Annotated in this window: 23 protein-coding genes; 6 read left to right on the forward strand and 17 right to left on the reverse strand. The window is 76.8% G+C overall.

The genetic code is table 11. From position 1 onward, the window contains the following. The first annotated feature begins 65 nt into the window (after positions 1 to 65). Positions 66 to 953 (forward strand): RDD family protein, encoded by an 888-nt coding sequence (locus ACRYR8_RS00820; protein ID WP_432482169.1) that lies wholly within the window; start codon positions 66 to 68, stop codon positions 951 to 953. Between the two features lie 116 nt (positions 954 to 1,069). Continuing rightward, the gene (locus ACRYR8_RS00825; RefSeq protein WP_432482170.1) at positions 1,070 to 1,750 is read left to right on the forward strand and encodes a helix-turn-helix transcriptional regulator; all 681 of its coding nucleotides are present in this window, start codon (positions 1,070 to 1,072) and stop codon (positions 1,748 to 1,750) included. Here ACRYR8_RS00825 and ACRYR8_RS00830 read toward each other — a convergent pair. From ACRYR8_RS00830 to ACRYR8_RS00865, 8 genes are all read right to left on the reverse strand, one after another. Further along, entirely contained in the window at positions 1,731 to 2,147 is a 417-nt protein-coding gene (locus tag ACRYR8_RS00830; protein ID WP_432482171.1) for a VOC family protein, read from the reverse strand. The two genes, ACRYR8_RS00825 and ACRYR8_RS00830, sit on opposite strands and share 20 nt — an antisense overlap. Positions 2,148 to 2,226: 79 nt before the next feature. Continuing rightward, positions 2,227 to 2,931, reverse strand: a complete 705-nt coding sequence (locus tag ACRYR8_RS00835; protein ID WP_432482172.1) for a GAF and ANTAR domain-containing protein — start codon at positions 2,929 to 2,931, stop codon at positions 2,227 to 2,229. Positions 2,932 to 3,032: 101 nt separating this feature from the next. Next, positions 3,033 to 4,496, reverse strand: coding sequence for an adenosylhomocysteinase (gene ahcY / locus ACRYR8_RS00840; protein ID WP_432482173.1), 1,464 nt, complete (start codon positions 4,494 to 4,496; stop codon positions 3,033 to 3,035). Positions 4,497 to 4,658: 162 nt separating this feature from the next. Then, positions 4,659 to 5,816, reverse strand: coding sequence for an SIS domain-containing protein (locus ACRYR8_RS00845; RefSeq protein WP_432482174.1), 1,158 nt, complete (start codon positions 5,814 to 5,816; stop codon positions 4,659 to 4,661). After that, positions 5,813 to 6,061, reverse strand: a complete 249-nt coding sequence (locus ACRYR8_RS00850; protein ID WP_432482175.1) for a Trm112 family protein — start codon at positions 6,059 to 6,061, stop codon at positions 5,813 to 5,815. Before ACRYR8_RS00850 ends, ACRYR8_RS00845 begins: the two co-directional genes overlap by 4 nt. Continuing rightward, positions 6,058 to 7,518, reverse strand: coding sequence for a phosphomannomutase/phosphoglucomutase (locus ACRYR8_RS00855; protein WP_432482176.1), 1,461 nt, complete (start codon positions 7,516 to 7,518; stop codon positions 6,058 to 6,060). The genes ACRYR8_RS00850 and ACRYR8_RS00855 overlap by 4 nt, the downstream gene beginning before the upstream one ends. Before the next feature lie 83 nt (positions 7,519 to 7,601). Further along, on the reverse strand, positions 7,602 to 7,865 hold the full coding sequence (locus ACRYR8_RS00860) for a hypothetical protein (protein ID WP_432482177.1): 264 nt from the start codon (positions 7,863 to 7,865) through the stop codon (positions 7,602 to 7,604). Positions 7,866 to 7,961: 96 nt separating this feature from the next. Further along, the gene (locus ACRYR8_RS00865) at positions 7,962 to 8,360 is read right to left on the reverse strand and encodes a DUF3499 domain-containing protein (protein ID WP_432482178.1); all 399 of its coding nucleotides are present in this window, start codon (positions 8,358 to 8,360) and stop codon (positions 7,962 to 7,964) included. Between the two features lie 128 nt (positions 8,361 to 8,488). On the opposite strand from ACRYR8_RS00865, the gene ACRYR8_RS00870 reads away from it, so the two are divergent. Continuing rightward, the gene (locus tag ACRYR8_RS00870) at positions 8,489 to 8,926 is read left to right on the forward strand and encodes a metallopeptidase family protein (protein ID WP_432482179.1); all 438 of its coding nucleotides are present in this window, start codon (positions 8,489 to 8,491) and stop codon (positions 8,924 to 8,926) included. Positions 8,927 to 8,968: 42 nt separating this feature from the next. Here the strand turns inward: ACRYR8_RS00870 and ACRYR8_RS00875 are convergent, their stop codons facing one another. Then, complete coding sequence (locus ACRYR8_RS00875; RefSeq protein ID WP_432482215.1) at positions 8,969 to 9,208, reverse strand: WhiB family transcriptional regulator; 240 nt, start codon at positions 9,206 to 9,208, stop codon at positions 8,969 to 8,971. Positions 9,209 to 9,681: 473 nt separating this feature from the next. Between ACRYR8_RS00875 and cofD the strand changes: the two genes are divergently transcribed. Continuing rightward, complete coding sequence (gene cofD, locus ACRYR8_RS00880; protein ID WP_432482216.1) at positions 9,682 to 10,713, forward strand: 2-phospho-L-lactate transferase; 1,032 nt, start codon at positions 9,682 to 9,684, stop codon at positions 10,711 to 10,713. Then, positions 10,713 to 11,741: a coenzyme F420-0:L-glutamate ligase gene (gene cofE / locus ACRYR8_RS00885; protein ID WP_432482217.1), complete on the forward strand. Its 1,029-nt coding sequence runs from the start codon at positions 10,713 to 10,715 to the stop codon at positions 11,739 to 11,741. Before cofD ends, cofE begins: the two co-directional genes overlap by 1 nt. A 40-nt stretch (positions 11,742 to 11,781) precedes the next feature. Here the strand turns inward: cofE and ACRYR8_RS00890 are convergent, their stop codons facing one another. Continuing rightward, on the reverse strand, positions 11,782 to 12,720 hold the full coding sequence (locus ACRYR8_RS00890) for a polysaccharide pyruvyl transferase family protein (protein WP_432482180.1): 939 nt from the start codon (positions 12,718 to 12,720) through the stop codon (positions 11,782 to 11,784). A gap of 17 nt (positions 12,721 to 12,737) precedes the next feature. After that, positions 12,738 to 13,727 (reverse strand): DNA-3-methyladenine glycosylase family protein, encoded by a 990-nt coding sequence (locus tag ACRYR8_RS00895; protein WP_432482181.1) that lies wholly within the window; start codon positions 13,725 to 13,727, stop codon positions 12,738 to 12,740. Positions 13,728 to 13,898: 171 nt separating this feature from the next. Between ACRYR8_RS00895 and ACRYR8_RS00900 the strand changes: the two genes are divergently transcribed. Next, entirely contained in the window at positions 13,899 to 14,276 is a 378-nt protein-coding gene (locus tag ACRYR8_RS00900; protein WP_432482182.1) for a GNAT family N-acetyltransferase, read from the forward strand. Positions 14,277 to 14,289: 13 nt separating this feature from the next. On the opposite strand, the gene ACRYR8_RS00905 is transcribed toward ACRYR8_RS00900, so the two are convergent. The 6 genes from ACRYR8_RS00905 to ACRYR8_RS00930 form a co-directional block, all read right to left on the reverse strand. Continuing rightward, positions 14,290 to 14,553 (reverse strand): hypothetical protein, encoded by a 264-nt coding sequence (locus tag ACRYR8_RS00905; protein ID WP_432482183.1) that lies wholly within the window; start codon positions 14,551 to 14,553, stop codon positions 14,290 to 14,292. Positions 14,554 to 14,649: 96 nt separating this feature from the next. Continuing rightward, positions 14,650 to 15,684: an ABC transporter ATP-binding protein gene (locus ACRYR8_RS00910; RefSeq protein ID WP_432482184.1), complete on the reverse strand. Its 1,035-nt coding sequence runs from the start codon at positions 15,682 to 15,684 to the stop codon at positions 14,650 to 14,652. After that, positions 15,681 to 16,664, reverse strand: a complete 984-nt coding sequence (locus tag ACRYR8_RS00915) for an ABC transporter ATP-binding protein (RefSeq protein WP_432482218.1) — start codon at positions 16,662 to 16,664, stop codon at positions 15,681 to 15,683. The genes ACRYR8_RS00910 and ACRYR8_RS00915 overlap by 4 nt, the downstream gene beginning before the upstream one ends. A gap of 38 nt (positions 16,665 to 16,702) precedes the next feature. Continuing rightward, complete coding sequence (locus ACRYR8_RS00920; RefSeq protein ID WP_432482219.1) at positions 16,703 to 17,578, reverse strand: ABC transporter permease; 876 nt, start codon at positions 17,576 to 17,578, stop codon at positions 16,703 to 16,705. A 77-nt stretch (positions 17,579 to 17,655) separates the two neighbouring features. Beyond that, complete coding sequence (locus ACRYR8_RS00925; protein WP_432482185.1) at positions 17,656 to 18,597, reverse strand: ABC transporter permease; 942 nt, start codon at positions 18,595 to 18,597, stop codon at positions 17,656 to 17,658. Then, entirely contained in the window at positions 18,594 to 20,117 is a 1,524-nt protein-coding gene (locus ACRYR8_RS00930) for an ABC transporter substrate-binding protein (protein ID WP_432482186.1), read from the reverse strand. Before ACRYR8_RS00930 ends, ACRYR8_RS00925 begins: the two co-directional genes overlap by 4 nt. Positions 20,118 to 20,238: the final 121 nt, after the last annotated feature.

The raw sequence follows: 20,238 nt of genomic DNA on the forward strand, positions 1-20,238 counted from the left end.
GCCACGGGGACGCCACGGGGACGACGCAGCGGTGGGGCCGGGGCGGCGGCCGGTACCGTGCCCGGGTGGCACCGACCGACGCCCCGCGGCCCGCGGTCCCTCCCGCGCCCGTGGCCCCCGCCGGGCCCCCGCCGGGCACCACCGGCCCGCGGCTGGCCGACCCCGTGGGCGACGTCGTCACCGGCGAGGCCGTCGTGCTGGGGCTGCGGGCGGCGTCGTTCGCGTCGCGGGCGCTGTCCGCGGCGATCGACGCGGTGGCGCAGCTGCTGGTCCTGGGTGCGCTGCTGTACGCCTCGCAGGCCCTGCTGTCCAGCACCGACGAGGCGGCCACCGCGGCGGTCGTGCTCGCCGAGACGGTGCTGTGCCTCGTCGGCATCCCCACGGCGGTGGAGACCGCCACCCGCGGCCGGTCGCTGGGCAAGCTCGTCACGGGCGTGCGGGCCGTGCGCGACGACGGCGGCCCGGTGCGTTTCCGGCACGCCCTGGTGCGGGCCCTGGCGGGCTTCTTCGAGCTGTGGTCGCTGGTGGGCAGCCCGGCGATCATCTGCGCGCTGCTGAACGGGCGCGGCAAGCGCATCGGCGACCTGATGGCCGGCACCTACGTGGTGCGCGAGCGCACCGCGGCGCGGCACGTGCCGCTGCCGCCGATGCCGCCGGAGCTGGCGGGCTGGGCGCGGCAGGCCGACATCGGGCGGCTGCCCGACGGCACCGTCGTGGCCGCCCGGCAGTTCCTGGCGCGGGCGGCCTCCCTGCACGCCGGTTCGCGCGGTGCGCTGAGCGCCTCCCTGGCGGGGTCCCTGCTGCCGCACGTCGCGCCGCCACCGCCCGCGGGCACCGACCCCGAGCGCTTCCTCGCCGCCGTCCTCGTCGAGCGCCGCGACCGCGAGCTGGCCCGGATGCAGGCGCGGGCCCGGCGCACCGCGGAGCTGGAGCGCTCCATCGGGCGGCGCTGAGCGGCTCCGCACCCACCGCGGGGCCGGGAGGCGCGGAATGCGCTTCGGGACGTGCGTCCGTCGAGCGCACCCGCGGGGACACCCGGCGGGCGCACCCGTCGAGCACACTGGGCGGGGTGTACGAGGAGCGCGCGTCGGCGGTGCCGGGCGCGGTGCGGTGGACGCACCGGCCGGCGCCCGGCGACACCCCCGGGCTGGTCCTGCCCGACGGCTGCGCGGACCTGCTGTGGTCCGGTCGCGAGCTGGTCGTGGCGGGCCCGGACACCCGCGCGCACGCCGGCGGGCCCGGCGGGCCGTGGGCGGGGGTGCGGCTGCCACCGGGCCTGGCGCCGGCGGTGCTGGGCGTGCCGGCGGTGCACCTGCGCGACCGGCGGGTGCCGCTGGCCGACGTGTGGGGTGCGGCGCGGGTGCGCGAGCTCACCGAGCGCGTCGCCACCGCCGCCGACCCCGCGGCGGCCCTCGACGCCGTCGCGGCCTCCCTGGTGCGCCGCTCACCGCCCCCGGAGCCGCTGGTGCGGCACGCCGCCCGCCTGCTGGCGCAGGGGCTGCCGGTGGCCCGGGTCGCCGCTGACCTGGGGGTCGGCGAGCGCCGCCTGCACCGCACCAGCCTGGTGGCGTTCGGGTACGGGCCGAAGACGCTCGCGCGCGTGCTGCGGCTGCAGCGGGCGCTGGCCGCCTCGCGGGCGGGGCAGCCGGCGGCGCTGGTGGCGGCGGCGACCGGCTACGCCGACCAGCAGCACCTGGCGCGGGAGGTGCGGGCGCTGACCGGCACGACGCTCAGCCGGCTGCGCGGGTGAGCGGGGCGAAGAGGTCCACCGCACCGCCGTCGGGGTCGAGCACGACGGCGTAGCGCTGGCCCCAGGCGGCGTCCCACGGCGGCAGGTGCGGTCCGGCCCCGGCCGCGACGAGGTCGGCGAACACCTCGTCGACTCCGGCGGGCGTGCCGCAGTCGAAGGCCAGGGCGGTGCGGTGCCCTCCGGTGGGCCGCGTCCAGCCCGGGTCGAAGGAGCGCACGACGTCCTCGGCGTCCCAAGCCAGGCGCAGCCCGCCGGGCAGGGTCGTCTCGACGTGCGCGAGCCCGTCGGCCTCGGCCGGGAGGTCCAGGCCGAGGCGCCGGTAGAAGGCGAGGGAGGCGGCCACGTCGGCGACGACGAGGCCGATCAGGTCCAGGCGGGGTGCGGGTCGGGTGTCCACGGGCCCACCCTGGCGGCGACCGGGCGGTTCGTCGTGGACGGATCGGACGGCACCGGCCCCGCCACCGGGCGGGTGGGTCTCAGCGGACGGCGCCGCGCAGCACGCCGGTGGTCACCAGCTCCTCGGCGACCTCGCGCAGCTTGACGTTGGTGTTCTGCGAGGCGTGCGTCAGCAGGGTGAACGCCTGCTCTGGGGTGATCCGGTGGCGCTCGACGAGGACGCCCTTGGCCTGCTCGATGACGGCGCGCGAGGCCATCGCGCGGCGCATGTTCTCCGCGTCCTCCGTGGACCGGGCGTGGGCGTCGGCGTTGGCGACGGCGACGGCGATGAGGACGGCGACCTCCTGGCCGACGGCCAGCTCCTGCTCGCCGAAGGCGCGGGGGCGGGAGGAGTAGCAGTTCAGCCCGCCGAGGCTGCGCCCCTGCACGGGCAGCGGCAGGGACATCGAGCTGCCGACGCCGGCGGCGGCGGCGGCGCGGGCGTAGTCGGGCCAGCGGTCCTCGGTGGACATGTCCTCGACGACGAAGACCTCCCCCGCGCGCCCGGCGTCCATGCAGGGGCCGTGGCCGCGCTCGTACTGCATCTCGTCGGCGTCCACCGCCATCCGCCCGTCGTAGGCGGCGGTGAAGGCCTTGTCGCCGCGCAGCAGGGTGGTGGAGACGGCCTCCGCCCCGGGCAGCGCCTGGCGGGCGATCCCGACGACCTCGGCCAGGACGTCGCCGAGGGGGCGGTCGGCGATCAGGACCGCGGACAGTGCCCGGTGCAGGTCGCTCAGGTCCGGCATGGTGCTCCTCGTGGGGGGTGTCGCCCGGCCGTGCGTGCGGCGGGACGCCGACCGCCCGGCGCCCCCGTGGGGGCGCCGGGCGGTCTGTGGGCCTCAGTTCCTCAGTACCGGTACTCGTCGGTCTTGTACGGGCCGGCGACGTCGACGCCGAGGTAGTCGGCCTGCGTCTTGGTCAGCTCCGTCAGCCGCACGCCGAGGGCGTCCAGGTGCAGGCGGGCGACCTTCTCGTCGAGCAGCTTGGGCAGGACGTGCACGCCCACCGGGTAGGACCCGGCCTTCGTGAACAGCTCGATCTGCGCCAGGACCTGGTTGGCGAAGGAGTTCGACATGACGAAGCTCGGGTGGCCGGTGGCGTTGCCGAGGTTCAGCAGGCGGCCCTCGGAGAGCACGATGACGCTGTGCGCGGGGACGCCGTCGGAGGCGGGGATCCGCCACTCGTGCACCTGCGGCTTGATCTCGACCTTCTCCACGCCGGGCACGCGGGCCAGGCCGGCCATGTCGATCTCGTTGTCGAAGTGGCCGATGTTGCCCAGGATCGCCTGGTGCTTCATGCGGACGATGTCGCGCGCCATGACGACGTCGCGGTTGCCGGTGGCGGTGACGACGATGTCGGCGGTCTCGACGACGTCCTCCAGGCGCGCGACCTGGTAGCCGTCCATCGCGGCCTGCAGGGCGTTGATGGGGTCGATCTCGGTGACGATGACGCGGGCGCCCTGCCCGGACAGCGACTCCGCGCAGCCCTTGCCGACGTCGCCGTAGCCGCACACGACCGCGACCTTGCCGCCGATGAGGACGTCGGTGGCGCGGTTGATGCCGTCGATGAGGGAGTGGCGGGTGCCGTACTTGTTGTCGAACTTCGACTTGGTGACGGCGTCGTTGACGTTGATCGCCGGGAAGGGCAGCACGCCGCTGCGGTGGTACTCCGCCAGGCGGTGCACGCCGGTGGTGGTCTCCTCGCTGACGCCCTGGACGCCCTCGGCCACGCGCGTCCAGCGCTGGGGGTCCTGCGCGAGCGAGGTGCGCAGCAGCTCCAGGACGACGCGGTACTCCTCGGAGTCGTCCTCGGTGGGCTCGGGCACCGCCCCGGCGGCCTCGAAGCGCTTGCCCTCCAGGACGAGCATGGTGGCGTCGCCGCCGTCGTCGAGGATCATGTTGGGGCCGATGCGGTGGCCGTCGGCGTCGGTGCCCCAGTCGAAGATGCGCTCGGCCAGGCGCCAGTACTCCTCGAGGGTCTCGCCCTTCCAGGCGAACACCGGCGAGCCGGCGGGCGCGTCGGGGGTGCCGGAGCCCACCACGACGGCGGCGGCGGCCTGGTCCTGGGTGGAGAAGATGTTGCAGCTGGCCCAGCGGACCTGCGCGCCCAGCGCGGTGAGGGTCTCGATGAGCACGGCGGTCTGCACGGTCATGTGCAGCGAGCCGGCGATGCGGGCGCCGGCCAGCGGCTGGGACTCGCCGAACTCGGCGCGCAGGGCCATCAGGCCCGGCATCTCGTGCTCGGCCAGGCGCAGCTCGTGGCGACCGGCCTCGGCGAGGGAGAGGTCGCGGACCTCGAACTCGAACGTCATGCGGGACTACCCCTCCGGGGGATCGGTGGCGTGGACTCCCGGCGCGGCCCCTCTGGGCCACTCGGCATCACCGGACGCCGGAGCCCTCCCAGGGTACGCGCCGGTTCCGGCACCGGGCGCGGCGCGCGTGGCGCCCGGGCCCGGCGGGTGCCCGCCGCGCGTTCACGCCAGGCGCCGGCGCAGGTCCGCCACCTGCGGGGACGCGGCGGGGTCCGTGCCGGAGGCCAGCGCGAGGTAGGCGGCTGCGAAGTCCGTGCGCGCGATGAGCTGCGCCAGCCGCACCAGCGGGGCGCCCGGCTCGGCGACGACCTCGCTGACCCGCACGCCGGCGTCGGCGGCGGTGGTGGCGACCGCGTCGGCCACGACCCGCTCGGCGTCCGGCACGGCGGCCGGGGCGTCGCGCAGCAGCGTCAGCTGCAGGCGCGGGCCGACGGGACCGTCGAGGAAGGGGTCGGCGAACACGTCCTCGGGCCGCGCGGCGAACGGGCCGCCGAAGGTCGCCACGACCTCGCTGGCGTCGTCGGGCAGCGCCCCGGCGACCGCCGGGACCCGGGCGGTGCGCGCCAGCATGGACGCGGCGCGGCGGGCGGCCGCGGCGGTCAGGTCGCCGTCGGCCAGGACCACCGGGACGGTGCCGGCGAGCTCCGCGGCCAGGACCTTGGCGGGGTTGACGAACGCCTCCGACCACGGCCGGCACGCCTCCGCCTCGGCGTCGAGCCGGTCCGCGACGGCGGTGAGCTCGGCCGCCGAGGTGCGCACGACGTCGAGGGCGTCGGCGGCGAGCAGCACGGGCGTCAGCAGCGACCACAGCGAGACCCGGGACGAGCGGGCGCCGGCCTCGAGGGCGCGCACGCCGCGCGCCGGCGGCACGTGCACGTTGCCGCCGCCCGTGCCGACCGCCGCCAGCGGCGAGCCCTCCGCGCCCACGGTCACCACGCGGGCGCCGCGGCGGGCCGCCTCGCCCGCCAGCGCCAGCGGCCCGGGCGCGTACCCGGACATCGACACGGCCACCACCAGGTCCAGCGGGCCGACCCAGCTGGGCAACGGGCCGCCGCGGCGTGCCACCAGCGGCACGGGGCAGCCCCGGCCGGCCAGGGCGGTGAGGACGTCGGTCACCACCGAGGCCCCGCCCAGGGCGGCGACGACGACGGCGCGGGGCCGGCCCTCCCCGGCGAGGCGCCCCACGCCGGCCCGGGCGGACAGCTCCACGGCCTCGCGCACCTGCGCCCCGGCGCCCGCCAGGGAGCGCAGGACGCCGGAGGGGTCGGCAGCGGTGAGGGCGTCGCCGTCGCCGAGCAGCGTCTCGTCCAGGGCGCTCACGCGCGCTCCTCCCCCTCGCCGGGCTCCTGCGGCCGCAGGTGCGCGGGCACGTCGAGCGCCTCGTCGGCCAGCAGCACCGGCACGCCGTCGGCGACGGGGTAGCGGATGCCGGCGGGGGTGGCGAGGAACACCTCGCCGTCCACCTCCACGGGCGTCAGCGGCTCACCGCTCAGCGGGCAGCGCAGCAGCTCCAGCACCCACGGCTCCAGCCGCGGGACGGCGGGGCCGGGCGTCGCGGCGCTCACCGGGCGTCCCCGCGCACCACGGCGAGGACGCGGTCGCGCACGAGCGCCATCGTGGCGGCGTCGGCGCCCTCGGCGTTCAGGCGCAGCAGCGGCTCGGTGTTCGAGGCGCGCAGGTTGAACCACCACATCGGCGCCGAGGCCGTGCCCGGGGAGGTGACGGTGAGCCCGTCGAGGTCGTCCACCTCCAGCTCCCGGCCCTCGGCCGCGGCCAGCTCCCGCTCGGCCGCCAGGACCCGCGCGGTGGTGGCCGCGGCGTCGGCGACGGTGGAGTTGATCTCGCCGCTGGCGGCGTAGCGCTCGTACTCGGCGGCCAGCCGCGACAGCGGGCGGTCGGACTCGGCGAGCGCGGCCAGCACGTGCATGGCGGCCAGCATGCCGGTGTCGGCGGACCAGAACTCGCGGAAGTAGTAGTGCGCGGAGTGCTCACCGCCGAAGACCGCGCCCTCCTCGGCCATGCGCTGCTTGATGAAGGAGTGGCCCACGCGGGTGCGCACCGGCACGCCGCCGTCCTCGGCGACGATCTCGGGCACGGCCCGGGAGGTGATGAGGTTGTGGATCACGCGGGGCTCGCGGCCGGCGGCCCGCTCCTTGGCGATCTCGCGGCGGGCGACCATCGCGGTCACGGCGCTGGGGCTGACCGGGTCGCCGTTCTCGTCGACGACGAAGCAGCGGTCGGCGTCGCCGTCGAAGGCCAGGCCGAGGTCGGCGCCGGCGCGCGGGACCGCGGCCTGCAGGTCGCGCAGGTTCTGCGGGTCCAGCGGGTTGGCCTCGTGGTTGGGGAAGGTGCCGTCGAGCTCGAAGTACATCGCCTCGACCCGCAGCGGCAGCGCCGGCAGCCCGGCCGCGGCACCCAGCACGGCGGGCACGGTGTGCCCGGCCATGCCGTTGCCGGCGTCGACGACGACCGTCAGGGGCCGCGCGCCGGACAGGTCCACGAGGGAGCGCAGGTGCGCCGCGTACTCGGCGAGCACGTCCCGCTCGGACACCCGGCCGCGCCGGGCGGGGCCGGGGGGCACGCCGCCGGCGTCCAGCCAGGACTGGGCGAGGTCGCGCACGGCGGCCAGGCCGGTCTCCTGGCCCACCGGCCGGGCACCGGCCCGGCACAGCTTGACGCCGTTGTACTGCGCGGGGTTGTGGCTGGCGGTGAACATCGCACCGGGCACGTCCAGCGAGCCGCTGGCGAAGTACAGCCCGTCGGTGGAGCACAGCCCGACGAGCGTGACGTCCACGCCGCGGGAGGCCAGCCCGTCGGCGAAGGCGGCCGACAGCTCCGGGGAGGAGGGGCGCATGTCGTGGCCCACGACGGCGCGGGGGGTGGCGCCGGCGGGCGCCTCGGGCAGCACGACCACCTCGGCGAAGGCGGCCCCCAGGGCGCACACGACCCCGGCGTCGAGCTGGTCGGGGACGACCCCCCGGACGTCGTAGGCCTTGACGACGGACGACAGGGAGAGGGTCACGCGGGGAGCCTACAAGCGCCGGCGGCGCCCCGGCGGGAGTCGCGGGCACCCGGCCGCCGCTCCCGACGGGGCGCCGCGGGGCCTCACTGCTTGCGGGTGCGGTCCAGGACGGAGTCCACGCTCATCGGGCCGGCGGAGGACAGCCAGCTGCGCTCCTCGCACACGTGGCAGGACACGAACCGCACGGGCGTGCCGTCGGTCAGCGACATCGACAGCTGGGTGACCCGCTCGCTGCCGCAGGAGCCGCAGGCGGAGCCGTCGCGGTGGACGGACTGCGTCAGGGACCCCAGCGGCGGGGCGGGGCGGGCGGCGCGGGAGCGGCGGGTGGTGCGGGGACCGACGGGCACGGGGACCTCCGGGAGAGCTCGACGCGGGGCGACAGCCCGGTCATCGGCAGGTTCCCGCCGCGGCTTGAGCACCTGGTCGGGGGACCCTCCCGCGGCTCAGGGCAGGCGGTCCTCGCGCAGCACCCGCAGGTGCCCGCGGCGCACGGCCGGGGCGTCGGGGTCGACCGCGGCGCGGGTGCCGGGCCGGTCGCGCACGGCCTCGGCGACCGCGAGCAGGTCGTCGTGCCGGCCGGCGGCCTCGACGAGCTCGGGCGCCAGGCGCACGACCTCCCAGCCGCGCGGGGCGGTGAGCCGCTCGGCGTGGTCGGAGCACAGGTCGTAGCAGTGGGGCTCGGCGTAGGCCGCGAGGGGGCCCAGGACGGCCGTGGAGTCGGAGTACACGTAGGTCAGGGTCGCGACCGCGGTCCGGCCGCACGCCGTCCGCGAGCACCGCCGCACCGCTGCACCGTGACGACCGCCACCGCCTCCGGCGGGACTCGTGCGGGGAGCGTTCACCCGGCGAACGCTACCGCCGATCGGGCGCGGCGGGGGGCAGCGCAGCGGTCGGGGTGCCGTGTCGCGACCGTCCCGCGAGCGTGTCGCGACACGACGCGGGGAGGCGGCGGGCTTGGTACGTTGCGCCGGTGACCACCCCGCGCGCGCACCGCCGGCGTCGCCGCGTGCGCCGCGACCGCCACGGGCGCGGCCTGCGCGGGCCGCTGCTGCCGGCGTCCCTGCCGGCCTCCCGCACGCGGGCCGAGCGCTTCGACGACCTGGTGCTGGACGCGGTGGAGCTGCTGGAGCGGCGCTGGGCCGAGCAGCTCGCCGGCGTCGAGTTCGCGGTCGAGGACGTCCCGCCCTCCGACCCGGCCCCGTGGGAGGACGAGGTGGTCCCGCTGGGGCGGCTGTTCCCCGCGGACGGCGCCGGGCCCGCGCGGGTGGTGCTCTACCGGCGGCCCATGGAGACGCGCGCCAGCGGCGAGGACCTCGACGACCTCGTGGCCGACGTCGTGGTGGAGCAGGTGGCGCACCTGCTGGAGCTGGACCCCGAGGAGGTGGACCCCCGCCACGGCGAGGACTGAGCGGGCCGGGCCGGCCGGCTCGCGGCCCCCCCCCGGGCGCCCTCAGCCCGTGCGGCGCTTGAGGCGGCGGCGCTCCCGCTCGGACAGCCCGCCCCAGATGCCGAAGCGCTCGTCGTTGCCCAGGGCGTACTCCAGGCACTCCTGGCGCACCTCGCAGGACTGGCAGACGCGCTTGGCCTCGCGGGTGGAGCCGCCCTTCTCGGGGAAGAACGCCTCGGGGTCGGTCTGCGCGCACAGGGCCAGCTCCTGCCAGCCCGGGTCCTCCGGCGTCAGGCCGGACAGGCCGGTCGGCGGGGCGTCGAGCGCCGAGGGGGCCGCGGGGGCCACCTCGCGCAGGGGCGCGACGAGCCGCAGCTCGGGCCGCCCGCCGGCCGTGACCGGCCGCTCCGGGCGACGCACGCCGCCGTCCTCGTCGATGTGCTGGACGTCGATCTCCACTGGGCAGCCCCCACAGCCTCGGCCTGTCACTACCGGTGACGCGACGGTCACGCAAGACCACCACTGGTGGAATTACACGCGTGTCGTCCGCACTAGTCAAGCCCGGCGTGGTATCACCTGCGCCCCCACCGTCCCAGGGACCTCACGGACCCCACCGCGGGCACCCGGCGGACCACCCGTCCGGCCCACCCCGGGCACCCGCCCGGGCACCCGCCCGGACGCCCTCGCCGACCTCCCGCGGCGGGGACGGGGACAATGGCGCCGTGAGCTCCACCACTCCCGCCCGCACCCCGGCGCGCGCTCCCGGCGCCCCACCCCTGCGCATCACGGCCCTGGCCGGCGGCGTGGGCGGGGCCCGCTTCCTGCGCGGGCTGCTGGCCGCGCTGCGCTCCAGCGACGACCCGGCCCGCCGGGAGGCCGAACTGACGGTCGTCGTCAACACCGCCGACGACGTCACCCTGCACGGGCTGCGGATCAGCCCGGACCTGGACTCGGTGATGTACACCCTCGGCGGCGGCATCGACGAGACCCGCGGCTGGGGGCGCAGCGAGGAGACCTCCGGGGTCGCCGACGAGCTGGCCCGCTACGGGCGCACCCCCACCTGGTTCACCCTGGGCGACAAGGACATCGCCACCCACCTCGTGCGCACCCAGGCGCTCGCCGAGGGCCGCACCCTGTCGCGGGCCACCGAGGAGCTGTGCCGGCGCTGGGCCCCCGACGCCCGGCTGCTGCCGATGACGGACGACGTCGTGGAGACCCACGTCGACCTCGCCCCCGTGCCCGAGGCCGAGCGCGCCGCCCACGACGGCGAGGCCGGCGGGCGACGGGTGCACTTCCAGGAGTGGTGGGTGCGCCTGCACGCCGCGGTGCCGGCGCTGGCCATCGAGCCCGTGGGCGCCGCCGCCGCCCGGCCCGCGCCCGGCGTCCTGGAGGCGCTGGGCGGGGCCGACGTCGTGGTGCTCCCGCCCAGCAACCCCGTCGTGTCCATCGGCTCGATCCTCGCCGTGCCCGGGATCCGGCAGGCGCTGGTCGACACCCCCGCCCCCGTCGTGGGCGTCTCCCCCGTCGTCGGCGGTGCACCCGTGCGCGGCATGGCCGACGCCTGCCTGGCAGCGATCGGCGTGCCCACCACCGCCGCCGCCGTCGCCGGCCTGTACGCCGACCTCCTCGACGGCTGGCTCATCGCCGAGGGCGACGAGGCGCCCGCACCCGGGCCGCGCCCGCTGGCGGTGCGCCGCCGCCCCCTGCTGATGAGCGGCCCGGCCGCGACCGCCGCCCTGGCCGGTGCCGCCCTGGACCTGGCGCTGGAACTGGCCGGGGAGCGCGCCGGGGAGGTGGCGCCCGCGTGATGCGCTCCGCCACCAGCCTGCAGGTCGTGGGCATCACCGGCGTGGGCGAGGTCCGCTCCGGCGACGACCTCGCCGGCCTGCTCGTCGACGCCCTGCACGCCCAGCGCGCCTCCCTGGTCGACGGCGACGTCCTGGCCGTGTCCAGCAAGGTGGTCTCCAAGGCGCGCGGGCTGACCGCCCCGCTGGCCGAGCGGGAGGCCGTCATCGCCGCGCAGTCGGTGCGCACCGTCGCCGCGCGGCGCACCCCCGCCGGGCTCGCCAGCGTCGTGCAGTCCGCCGCCGGACCGGTGATGGCCGCGGCGGGCGTGGACGCCTCCAACGTCGCCGACGGCACCGTGCTGCTGCTGCCCGCAGACGCCGACGCCGAGGCCCGCTCGCTGCGCGCGGGCCTGCGGGAGCTGACCGGCGCGGACGTCGGCGTGGTCGTCACCGACACCGCCGGTCGCGCCTGGCGCGAGGGCCAGACGGACTTCGCCCTGGGCGTGGCGGGCCTGGCGGTCCTGGACGACCTGCGCGGCGAGCTGGACGCCTCCGGACGGCCCATGAGCGTCACCGCCCGCGCCATCGCCGACGAGGTCGCCGCCACCGCCGACCTCGTCAAGGGCAAGACCGACGGCGTGCCCGCGGCCCTGATCCGCGGGCTGGCCGCACGGGTGGGCGCCGACGACGGCCCCGGTGCGCGCTCGCTGCTGCGCGCGGCCGCGGCCGACTGGTTCCGCCTAGGGCACGTGGAGGCGGTGCGCGCCGCGATCGGCGCCACCGCGGTCGACGCGCCGCCGGTGGTGCCCGGCACCCCGGCCGAGCGCCTGGCCCGCGTCGCGGACGTCGCGACGGCCGGCGGCACGGGCCGCTGCCTGGTCAAGGACGACGGCGCCGGGCCGGCGCTGCACCTGTCCGCCGACGACGCCTTCGAGCTGGGCGCGCTGGCGCAGCGGGTGGTGGCCGCGCTGTGGACGGAGGACCTCGAGGGCACGCTCACGCGCAGCGGCGGGCGGGAGGCCGTCGTGCGGGTGGCGCCGGTGCGCTGACGCGCCGCGCGGGGGGCGCGAGGGGGGCGCGACGGGGCGCTCAGCCGTGCAGGGCGGCGGTCAGGGCCTGCAGCTGCTCGGCACCGGCGGCGGGAGCCTCGCGCCGGGCGCGGGCGGCGGCGGCCCGGCCGCTGCCGGAGGTGCACCAGGCCAGCTGCTCGCCCAGCGCGAGGGCACCGTCGGGGGCGAGGACCTCCTCGGCGCCCAGCAGCGCCGGCCAGCCCCACGCGCGCGCCTGGGCGCTCACCTTGCCGCCGCCGGCGACGGGGTCCACGGCCAGCGCGGGCACCCCGGAGCGCAGCGCGAGCACCAGCCCGTGCAGGCGGGTGGTGACGACGACGTCCAGGCGGGCCACGACGGCGAGGACCTGCTCGGCGGTGGCGGGCAGCCGCCAGTCGCGCGGGTCGACCCGGGTGTCCAGCTCCAGGCGGGCCGCGTCCAGGCCGCCGAGCCAGCCGGCGAGGGCGCCGGCGACCTCGTCGTGGCGGCGGCGCGCGCCGTACTCGCCCTGCCCGCGGGTGAGGTAGACGCCCACGACGGGCACGCCCTCCACGGCCGGGCGGGCGGCGAGGTCGCGGCGGCCCGGGAGGTCCGGCGCGTCGCGCGGCACGACGGCGTGGAAGCCGGTGACGGCCGCCTCGGCGGGGTCCAGGACGGACACGCCGACGGCGAGGCGGCGGGCGTGCGGGAAGCGCTCGTGGACGCGTTCGACGGGCCGGCCCGTCAGCGGACCGCAGGCCCACACGACGTGCGTGTAGGCGGCCGGGTCCACCCGCAGGACCTCGTCGGCGTCCTCGTAGAGCACCCCGCCGCGGGGGCCCTGCGCGCGCAGCACGGCCGGGCTCCACGCGAGGTCCACCTCGGCGCCGTCGGCGCGCAGCCGCTGCGCGACGGCCTCGGTGCTCAGGAGGTCGCCCGCGGTGGCCTCGCCGTGCAGGACGCTGGACCAGCCGATGAGGAGCACGCGCACGCCGTGCATCCCACCAGCAGCCCGGTTCAGCCGCCCCGGCGGGGTCGGTGCGCGCGCAGCGCGCGGTTCGGCGTGTGGGTGGGCGGGGCGGCGCGCGGGCCGCGGCGTGGCCGGTGCACACCGGCGAGGACGAGCAGGCGCTGCACGCGGTAGCGGTGCCCGCGGTAGCACTCGATGACCTCGGCGCAGCCGGCGTCGTCGAGGACCTCCCCGGTCAGCGCCCAGGAGACGTCGGCGGCCACGTGCAGGTCGCCGAAGGAGAACGCGTCCGGGTGGCCGTGGGCGCGGGCGCGCACCTCCGCGGACGTCCACACCCCCACCCCGGGCAGGGAGCGCAGGGCGCGGTCGGCGGCCGCGGCGTCCATCGCCAGGGTGCGCTCCAGCGCGGCGGCGCGGGGTGCGGCGAGGATCGTCACCCTGCGCCGGCGCAGCTCGACGCCGGCGGCCAGCCACTCCCAGGAGGGCACCTCCAGCCAGTCCGCGGGCGACGGCGGCACCCACAGCCCCGCCGGGCCGGGGGCGGGTTCGCCGAAGCGCAGCACGAGGCGGCGCCAGCCGGCGAACGCCTCGCGGGTGGTGACGACCTGCTCCAGGGCCGAGGCCGCGAGCGCCTCGAAGACGGCCCCGGTGCGGGGCTGGCGCCAGCAGGGGTGGGCGCGCCAGGCCTCGCGCAGGGCGGTGTGCTCGCGGCGCGGCTCGAACTCGGCGTGGGTGGTGTCGGCGGCGCCCAGCAGGTCGGGGACGCCCTCCAGCGCCAGCTGGGCGCCCGGTCCCCAGGCGCGCGCCTCGACCTCGCCGGCGCCCCGCACCGCCACCAGGTGCAGCTGGGCGGGGCCCTCGGGGGTGCGTGTGGCGCGGCGCACGCTGTCGTCGGCCTCGCGGCGGAACGTCGGGTCGTGCGCGCCGCGGCGCAGCACCGAGACCGTGCAGCCCAGGTCCAGCTCCCAGCCCGGCCGCCAGCGCCGCACGAGGGGGGCGCCGGCGTCCGCGGGGACGCGCTGGGCGGGGACGGTCACCGGGACACGGTAGACGCGCGGGGACCGCGGCGGGAGCGGCGCGGGGCGCCGTCCGGGGCGCGGGCCGGGCCACGCCGCGGACACCCGGGTGTCATCGCGGCGCCGGAGGCTGTTCACTGCACCTGAGAGGCCGACGCCCCGATCGGGGACCCGACCGACAGGAGAGGCACCGTGAGCGCCACCCCGCACCAGACCGCCCCCGCGCCCGCGCAGGACGCACCTCGGCCCGGCACGGGCGACGAGCTCGTCGTCGCCGACAACGCGGAGCTGTCCCGCTTCGAGGGGCGGGTGGGCGGGGAGCTGGCCGCCGTGGCCGTCTACTCCCCCGCACCGCGCTTCCTGGTCTTCTCGCACACCGAGGTCCTGCCGGGCTTCGAGAGCCGCGGCATCGCCTCGGCCGTGGTGCGCCACGCGCTGGACGAGGTGCGCGCCCGCGGCCTGACCGCGGTGCCGCTGTGCCCGTTCGTCTCGCGCTGGATCCAGCGCCACCCGGAGTACTCCGACGTGGTGCAGCGCACCTCCACCCGCGTGCCGCGCGACGAGGACTGACGGCTCGCGGCCGTCAGTCCTCGAGGCGGCTGACCGGCTTGCGCAGGGACAGCGAGGCGATGGAGTCGCACAGGTGCGGCAGCGACTCCAGGACCTCCTCGGCCACCTCCAGGGCCAGCGACGTGGGCGCCAGCACGGTCACCGTGAGCCGCCCGCGGGTGCTGGGCCCCTGGGACACGAAGCAGCCCGGCATCGTCGCGGCGATGCCGACGAGGAAGCCGTTCAGCTCACGGGTGCCGATCGGCTTGGTGGTCTCGATCTCCAGCACTGTCTTCACCCGGTGCTCCTCGGCACGGCGCACCGGCGACCCGACCCTGAGCGACCGATGAGCCCCGAACGGAGCACGCGGCCCCGTGCGCCCGGGTGAGGGCGCTCAGGCCGGGCGGCGCTCCGGGCCGGCCACGGGCACCCCGACCACCCCGTGCAGGTGGCAGGCCGCCGCGTGGCCCGGCTCGACCCGCTGCAGCGCCGGGTCCACGTCCGGGCACGGGGCGAACGCGCGCGGGCAGCGGGTGCGGAAGCGGCAGCCCGAGGGCACCCGCGTCGCGGAGGGCACGTCGCCGGACAGCACGATCCGCTCGCGGCGGCGCTCGGCGGCCGGGGAGGGCAGCGGCACCGCGGACAGCAGCGCCTGCGCGTACGGGTGCTGCGGGCGGCTGCTGACGTCGTCGGCGTCGCCGACCTCCACCACGCGCCCCAGGTACATGACCGCGATGCGGTCGCTGACGTGCCGCACCGCGGCCAGGTCGTGGGAGACGAACAGGTACGTCAGGCCCAGGCGCTGCTGCAGGTCGCGCAGCAGGTTCAGCACCTGCGCCTGCACGCTGACGTCCAGGGAGGCGATGGCCTCGTCGCACACCACGAAGTCCGGTTCGCCCGCCAGCGCGCGGGCGATGCCGACCCGCTGGCGCTGCCCGCCGGAGAACTCGTGGGGGTAGCGCGAGGCCGACGACGGGTCCATGCCGACCAGCTCCAGCAGCTCGGCCACCCGCGCCGCCCGCGCCTCGGCGCCGCGGTGCAGGCCGTGCACCTGCAACGGCTCGGCGACGGTCTGCCCCACGGTGGTGCGCGGGTCCAGGGACGCGTACGGGTCCTGGAAGACCATCACGGCGCGCCGGCGCAGCGCGCGCAGCTCGCGCGCGCCCATCGCGGTGACGTCGGTGCCGTCGAACTCCACGCGGCCCGCCGTGGGTTCCACCAGGCGCAGCAGCGCGTTGCCGAGGGTGGACTTGCCGCACCCGGACTCCCCCACCAGCCCCAGCGTCTCGCCGCGGCGGACGTCCAGGTCCACCCCGTCCACGGCCCGCACCTCACCGGTGCGCTTGCGCCGCAGGCCCTTCGAGCGCACCGGGAAGTGCACCTGCAGGCCCCGGGCCCGCACCAGGACGTCGTCGCCGTCGGCGCTCACGACCGGACCTCCCCGGCGCCGCGCGCCGCGTCGTAGAACGTCGCCGCCCGGTGCGGCACGCCGCCGGAGCCCAGGGCCACCGGCACCAGCGGGGGCTGCTCGCCGGCGCAGCGCTCGTCGCCGCGCACGGGGCAGCGCGGCCAGAACACGCAGCCGGGGGGCAGGTCGGTGGGCGGCGGCGGGGTGCCGCCGATGGCGACCAGGTCGCGCCGGCGACCGCCCGGCTCGTCGTCGTGCAACCGCGGCAGCGACCCCAGGAGCCCCTGCGTGTAGGGGTGGGCGGGGTGCTCGAAGACGTCGTCGACGGCTCCGTCCTCCACGCAGCGCCCGCCGTACATCACCAGCACCCGGTCCGCGGTCCCGGCGACCACACCCAGGTCGTGGGTGATCCACACCACGCCGGTGTCGTGCTCGTCCTGCAGGCGCGCCACCAGGTCCAGGATCTGCGCCTGCACGGTGACGTCGAGGGCCGTGGTGGCCTCGTCGGCGATGAGCAGTGCGGGATCGCCGGACAGGGCGATGGCGATGACGACGCGCTGGCGCATGCCGCCGGACAGCTCGTGCGGGAAGCGGTCCAGCGCGCCGCGCGGGTCGGGCAGGCCCACGTCCGCCAGCAGCTGCGCGGCCCGCTCGCGCGCCTCCTTCTTCCCCGACACCCTGCGGTGGGCCAGCAGGCCCTCGGTGAGCTGCCGCCCGACCGTCAGCACCGGGTTCAGCGACGTCATCGGGTCCTGGAACACCATGCCCACGCCGTTGCCGCGCACGGCGCGCAACTGCGACTCGCCCATCGCCAGCAGGTCCCGGCCGCGGAAGAGCGCGCGGCCGGAGACGCGGGCCCGCTTCGGCAGCAGCCCCAGCAGGGCCATCACCGACACGCTCTTGCCGCTGCCGGACTCCCCCACGACGGCGACCGTCTCGCCCGGCGCCACGGAGTAGCTCAGGCCGTTGACGATGTCGGCGGTCCCGCGGGCGGTGTCCATGCGCACCCGCAGGTCCTCCACGGCCAGCACCGGTTCGCTCACGCGCCCACCCCCGCCCGGCGGCTCCGGCGCGGCCTGGCGCGCGCGGCTTCCAGCGCGCTGCGCTGCTGCGGGTCCAGGACGTCGCGCAGGGCGTCGCCGAGCAGGTTGAACGCCAGCACCAGCAGCACGATCGCCAGGCCCGGGAACACCGCCATCCACCACGCGTCCTCCAGGTAGCTGCGGCCCTCCGACAGCATCCGTCCCCAGCTCGGCGCGGGCGGCCGCGTGCCCAGGCCCACGAACGACAGCGCGGCCTCGGCCAGGACCGCGAACGCCAGGCTCACCGACGTCTGCACGATGATCGGCGGGGCGGCGTTCGGCAGCACGTGCCGCAGCAGCATCCGGGCGTCGGAGACGCCCACCGAGCGGGAGGCGCGCACGAACACGCTCTCCTTCACGCTCAGCACGGCCGCGCGGGTGACCCGCGCGAACACCGGCGTGTACGTGATGCCGATGGCGATCATCGCGTTGGTGGTGCCGGGCCCCAGGATCGCGATGACGGCGATGGCCAGCAGGATCGCCGGGAACGCGAACAGGACGTCCATGAGCCGCATGAGCACCGTGTCCAGCCAGCGGCCGTAGTACCCCGCGACCAGGCCCACCGCGACGCCGGCCAGCAGGGAGAAACCCACCGCCACCGCACCGACCTGCAGCGAGACCTTCGCGCCCAGCACCACCCGGCTGAGCACGTCGCGGCCCAGGTCGTCGGTGCCGAACCAGTGCCCCGCCCCCGGTGGCAGCAGCCGCTGCTGCACGTCGACCTCGTTGTTCCCGGTGGGCGCGATCCGCTCGTCGAGCAGCGCCAGCACCACCACCCCGGTCACCACGAGGAGCGCGAACAGCGCCGTCGGGGACGTCAGCAGCAGCCGCAGCGAGGAGGTGAACCTGCCCCGCGGCGGGCGCACCGAGACGCGCCGGGCCGGGACCGCCACCGGGTCCTGCGCGGCGCTCACGCGCTGATCCTCGGGTCGAGCTTGGAGTACAGCAGGTCCACCACCAGGTTCACCAGGAGGAACACGGCGGCGAACAGCAGCACAGCGCCCTGCAGGACGGGGTAGTCGCGCGCCTGCACCGCCTGCAGCGCCAGCTGGCCCAGGCCCGGCCAGGCGAACACGATCTCCACGACGACGACCCCGGACAGCAGGTACGCCAGCTGCACGCCCGTCACCGTCACCAGCGGCAGCAGCGCGTTGCGCAGCACGTGCCAGTTCAGCACTGCCCGCGGCCCCAGGCCCTTGGCGCGGGCCGTGCGCACGTGCTCGGCGCCCAGCGCCTCCAGGACGCTGGAGCGGGTGAACCGCGTCAGGACGCTGCCGGAGACCAGGCCCGTCGTCACCGCCGGCAGCACCAGCGAGCGCACCCAGCCCAGCGGGTCCTCGCTCAGCGGCACGTACCCGCCGGCGGGGAACCAGCCGAGCGTCCCGGCGAACAGCAGGATCAGCATGATGCCCATCCAGAACTCCGGCACGGAGATGCCGATCTGGCTGAGGACCGTGCCGGCACCGTCGATCACGGAACGCGGCCGCAACGCCGAGGCGGTGCCGAGCGGCACCGCGATGAGCAGCGCCACGAGGATGGAGGCGCCCGCCAGCGACAGCGTCGCCGGCAGCCGCTCCAGGATCAGCGCGGTCACGGGCTCACCGGAGCGGAAGCTCACGCCCAGGTCGCCGGTGGCCGCGCTGGAGATCCACTGCAGGTACTGCACCACCAGCGGCTGGTCCAGCCCGGCGCGCTCGCGCAGCGCCTCGTACGTCTCCTGGTCGAAGCGCGTGCCCAGCGCCAGGCGCACCGGGTCGCCCTCGACGAGGTGCATCAGGGCGAACACCACCACGCTCACCCCGAGCAGGACGACGACGGACTGCAGGGCCCGCCGCAGCGCGATCCCCGTCACGAGGGCAGTTCCACCTCCTCGAAGTTGACGGCCTTGTCCGGGCGGATCGTGTAGCCGGTCAGCCCCGGCGTCCAGGCCTGCACCACGTCGGGGTTGTACAGGTACAGGTAGGAGACGTCGTCGACGATCTGCTGGGCGGCCTGGTCGTACAGGTCCTTGCGCTCGTCCCGGTCGGTGGCCACCGCGGCGCGGTCCAGCAGGTCGTCGGTGACTGGGCTGGAGTAGCCGTGGAAGTTGTTCGACCCGCCGGTGCGGTGCTGGCCGTCGTAGTAGTCGAACGGGTCGATGTTGCCCAGCCAGCCGAGCATGAACGCGTCGAAGTCACCGCGGCCCTGCCGGTCCAGCCAGGTGGCGAAGTCCTCGGTCTGGATCTCCACGGTGATGCCGAGGGGCTCGAGCTGGCTGGCGAGGACCTGCGCGGCCGTGACCGTCTCGGGGTACTCCGAGGTCACCATCAGGCCCATGGTCAGCGGGGTGGTGACCCCTGCGCCCTCCAGCAGCCGCTTCGCCTCGTCGACGTCCGTGGTGAAGGGGGCGTAGTCGTGGTACCAGAAGCTGTCCTCGGGGATCGCCGTCTGGTTCGGGCGGGCGGCGTCGAAGCGCGCGGCCTCCGTGACGGCGCCGCGGTCCACCGCGGTGGCGATCGCCCGGCGCACGTCCCGGTCGTCGAACGGCGCCTTGGCGTGGTTCATCGCCAGGTACCAGTAGTCGACGCTGGCGACCTGGCCCAGCTCGACCTGCTCGTCCTCGGCGAGGTCGGAGACCTGCTGCGTGGGCACGTTGTCGGTCCACTGCACCTGGCCGCTGGTCAGGGCGGTCATGGCGGCGGCCGGCTCGGTGATGAACCGGAACGTCATCCCGTCGAGGGTGGGCGCCTCGCCCCAGTAGTCGTCGAACCGGCTCAGCGACACCTCGCTCGCGGAGGTGCTGTCCAGCCGGAACGGCCCGGTGCCCACCGCCTGCGTCGTCAGGCTCGACTCGTCCACGCCGGAGGGCAGGATCGCCATGCCCTTGAAGCCGCCGATCTGGGCCAGCAGGGCCGGCGTCGGCTCCGAGACCGTGATGACGACGGTGCGGGGGTCCTGCGCGCGCACGTCGGTGACGGTGGCGAAGCGGTACGCGTTGGACAGCTGCTGGTCGATGATGCGCCGGTAGGAGAAGACGACGTCGTCGGCGTCGAAGGTGGAGCCGTCGTGGAACGTCACCCCGTCGCGCAGCGTGAACGTCCACGTCAGGCCGTCCTCGCTGGTCTCCCAGTCCGTGGCCAGCGACGGCTGCATCACCTGATCCTCGGCGCCGGGGACGACGAGGGTGTCGTAGACGTTCTCCAGCACCTGGAAGCTGGCGTACGCGGTGGTCTTGTGCGGGTCGAACTGGTCGGGCTGGGCGCTGATGGCCGCGACGAACGCGTCGCCACCCTCCCCGCCGCCCTGGCCGGTGTCCACGCCCTCCCCGGAGCTGCAACCGGCCACGACGATCGGCGTGACGGCGAGCGAGCTGAGCACGGTGCGGCGGCGCATGGGGGTTCCCTCTCCGCGGTCGACGGCGTCTGAGCGGCTCCGGCCGCCGGGCGACACCCGGAGCCGGGCCGACACACCATGTCGGCAACCACCCGGATGCACCAACCAGGACCACGGCGAG

Origin of the sequence: Kineococcus esterisolvens (genome assembly GCF_050871405.1) — a bacterium.
Taxonomy (GTDB): domain Bacteria; phylum Actinomycetota; class Actinomycetes; order Actinomycetales; family Kineococcaceae; genus Kineococcus.